Origin of the sequence: Streptomyces sp. NPDC006265 (assembly GCF_040613555.1) — a bacterium.
GTDB lineage: Bacteria > Actinomycetota > Actinomycetes > Streptomycetales > Streptomycetaceae > Streptomyces.
Genome location: NZ_JBEXSH010000995.1, coordinates 1 through 3069 on the forward strand (window position 1 = coordinate 1; position 3069 = coordinate 3069).

Here is a 3069-nt window from a genome sequence, read left to right on the forward strand (position 1 = left end):
CGGTGGCCTTCGGTACGCCGAAGGGGGTTCGGCTGTTCGGCTAGGGCAGCAGCTTCTCCAGGGCGCTGGGCCCCTCCGCCGCCAGCTTGCGCCTGGCCCACTCGAGGTTGTGCGGGGTGAGGTCCTTGCCCGAGGCGAGGACGAGGTCCTCAGGCGACACGTCGGTGCCGGTGCGGGCGTGGAGCAGGCGGTCCGGGGTGGTGCGGTCCTCGGGCGGCCGGTATGCGGCGGGCTCTGACGTCGACATGTTCTCTGCTCCTAGGGTCCGGATCGCTGGTGCGGCCCCGGTGCTGAAAAACGGGTCCGATATCACCATTCCCCGCGGGAGCGCGGCGTGCATCCGGAGAGCGCGAAGGCGGCCCCGTCGGCCCCCGCACCTCGTTCGGACGCTCACCGAGGGTAGCGTTGTCTCACTCCGGGTGACGGTGTGCCTGCGCCGTCCTGCCGACCTTCGCCGGTACGGCGAGCGCGAACGACGGCCCCGTCGGTGTCGCCACCGGCAGCCCCGGCTTCCATCCGGATCCCGATCGACATCAACGCCAACGTCTGCGGCAACTCGATCAACGTGATCGGGCTGCTCAACCCCGCGTTCGGCAACGAGTGCACGATCAAGGCACTGATGTACCGGTCGCAAGACTCCGCCGGCGGCGGCTCGCGAACATCGTGGGCCGTCGCCGGCCGCTGTTGTCAGGGCTCGTTCTGCGGACGCGGCGCCAGCACCAGCATCGTGACGTCGTCCTGCACGTCCGGGCAGTGCCGGACGAGGTCGGTCCAGACCCGCTCGGCCAGCGCGCCCGGATCCTCGGCGGCGAAGCCCGGCAGCCGTTCGGCCAGCGGGTAGAAGATCCCGCCCGCGTCCCTGGCCTCGGTCACCCCGTCGGATGCGAGGAAGAGCCGGTCACCCGCCCTCAGCTGCACCGAGACGACCCGGGGCGGGGCGGCCCCGGCGAGGCCGAGACCGAGCGGGGTACACGGCTCGACGTCCAGCTCGACGGCCTTGCCGTCACGCAGCAGCAGCGGTCCGGCCTGACCACACGCCACGATCCGCACGACCCGGGCGTCGGCGGAGAAGTCGAGGAGCACCGCCGTCGCGAAGAGTTCGGCGTGCGGGTCGCCGGCCGAGTCCACCGCCAGCCTCCGGTCGAGCCGGGCCGCCACCGCCTCCGGGTCCGGCTGGTCCAGCACCGCCTCCCGGAACGCCCCCAGCAGCGACGCGACCGTGGCCACGGCCGACAGCCCGTGCCCCTGCACATCGCCCATCACCGCCCGCACGCCGTAGGGACCCGCCCGTACGTCGAAGAAGTCGCCGCCGACCAGCGTCCCGCGCTGCGCGGCCCGGTACAGTCCCGCGCACCGCACGGGTCCGACCCGCTCCGGCAGCAGCGGTACGACGGCCCGCTGGGCGACCTCGGCGACGGTCCGCTCGGTGACCAGCTGCGCGTCCCGCCGGGAGCGGACGTACGACAGCAGCACGCTCAGCGCCGAGACGAAGCACACGGTCAGCAGGTCGGTACTGCCCGGATCGTCGAGGTTGAAGACCGGGACGGTCAGTACGACCACCACCAGGGCGCCGAGCACCGCCGTAGCCACCGGACCGTGTGCCAGCACGGCCAGCGGAGGGATGGCCCCCAGCAGGAAGCCGATGTCGAGCCGCTGCGGGCTGATCAGCTCCGCCAGGCAGACGCCCGCCAGCAGTGCCGACGGCAGCACCCGGGCCCAGCCGGGCGGCGGTGCGCCACGCAGCCAGCCCCGCCGGTACGGGTCCCGGCGCGCCAGCGGGCCGCGCTCACTGCTCACACCACCACGCTGCTACGCCTGACCGTCCGCCGCACGCCGGGGCTTGACCACCCTTGGGGGGCCCGTGAACAGCGCCCGAAATCCGATGGACGGCCCGTCCGGAGATCCCGTAGCGTGTGGCGCGCCACGCCCCGAGACCAGCGGAAGGAGGGCAGAGCCGTGCCGTTCACACCGATCCCGCGCTCCCTCACCGTTGTCCCGGCGTGCCTCGACTGACCTACCGGGAGCGCTCCGAGCAGCATGCGTCCCGGAGGACATCCCATGACCGATGTGGTCATCCGCGCGCTCGACCCGAGCGACGCCGGTCTCTTCGACACCCTGCCCGACCCGCTGGGCGCCCGTGAGGGCCACCGGCTGACCCGGCACCGCCCCGACTGGAAGCGGGTGGCCCTGCGCGACGGCCGTGTCGTCGCCCGCGGCGCCTGGTGGGGCGGCCCCGACGACACCGAGCCCGTCAACCTCAACTGGTTCGACGTGGCCGAAGGCGAGGAGGAAGCGGGCGCCGCACTCCTGCGTTCCGCCCCCTGGCAGGTCGAGCTGGAGCTGAACCTGCCCGCCGGCTGGCGCGACGACCCGGCCCTGCGCGCCGCCGCCGAAACCCGCGTCACGGCAGCCCGGAAAGCGGGCTACGACCTCCTGGTCGAACGCCTCCTGTACCGCTGGACCCCCGAGCATGGCCTGCCCGAGCGGCCCGGGCGCCTGGAGTTCCGCGCCGAGCCGGACGACGCCGTGTTCCTCGACGCGCTGCGCCGCATCCACTCCGTCACCCTGGACGCCCACGCGCTCAAGGCCATCGAGCAGGGCGGAACCGGCCGGGCGGCCCAGGAGGAGCTCGACTTCTTCCACTGGTGCCCCTCGCCGCGCGAGTGGTGGCAGGTCGCGTACACCCCGCAGGGCGACCTGGCCGGCATCCACATCCCGGCCCACAACCCCGCGGGCCCCTGCATCGGCTTCATCGGCGTCCTGCCGGAACACCGCGGGCAGGGCTGCGCCTACGACCTCCTGTCCGAGTGCACTCACTTCCTCGTCGAGCAGGGGGGCGGAGTTCGTCGCCGCGGCCACCGACCGGGGTAACGTCCCCATGGCGGCGAACTTCGCCAAGGGCGGCTACCCGGTGGTGAAGGAGCGGCTCAACTTCGACCCGGCGTAGGCGTGGGAACCAGGCCGCCCGCGACTCGCCCCGGCCGAACGGGACGAGGCAGGCCGGGCGTTCGTTCACCGGCGTGCCCCTGATGGTCACCGAGTACGGCGTGCGCCTGCGGACGCACTACC

The 3069-nt window shown here is 73.2% G+C and carries 2 protein-coding genes and 2 pseudogenes; 2 read left to right on the forward strand and 2 right to left on the reverse strand.

From position 1 onward, the window contains the following. Positions 1-40: 40 nt before the first annotated feature. Positions 41-247 (reverse strand): hypothetical protein, encoded by a 207-nt coding sequence (locus ABZ281_RS44105; protein ID WP_356663875.1) that lies wholly within the window; start codon positions 245-247, stop codon positions 41-43. A 240-nt stretch (positions 248-487) separates the two neighbouring features. Here ABZ281_RS44105 and ABZ281_RS44110 point away from each other — a divergent pair. Then, a pseudogene (locus ABZ281_RS44110) lies at positions 488-565 on the forward strand (hypothetical protein); the annotation flags it as partial. A 122-nt stretch (positions 566-687) separates the two neighbouring features. On the opposite strand, the gene ABZ281_RS44115 reads toward ABZ281_RS44110, so the two are convergent. Further along, positions 688-1797, reverse strand: coding sequence for a PP2C family protein-serine/threonine phosphatase (locus ABZ281_RS44115; RefSeq protein WP_356663877.1), 1110 nt, complete (start codon positions 1795-1797; stop codon positions 688-690). Positions 1798-2058: 261 nt separating this feature from the next. Between ABZ281_RS44115 and ABZ281_RS44120 the strand changes: the two are divergent. Next, positions 2059-2947 (forward strand): annotated as a pseudogene (locus ABZ281_RS44120) (GNAT family N-acetyltransferase). Positions 2948-3069: the final 122 nt, after the last annotated feature.

Excerpts from the sequence above, each read along its gene's own strand:
- ABZ281_RS44105 (WP_356663875.1), bottom strand. The coding sequence starts at position 247 with ATGTCGACGTCAGAGCCCGCCGCATACCGGCCGCCCGAGGACCGCACC.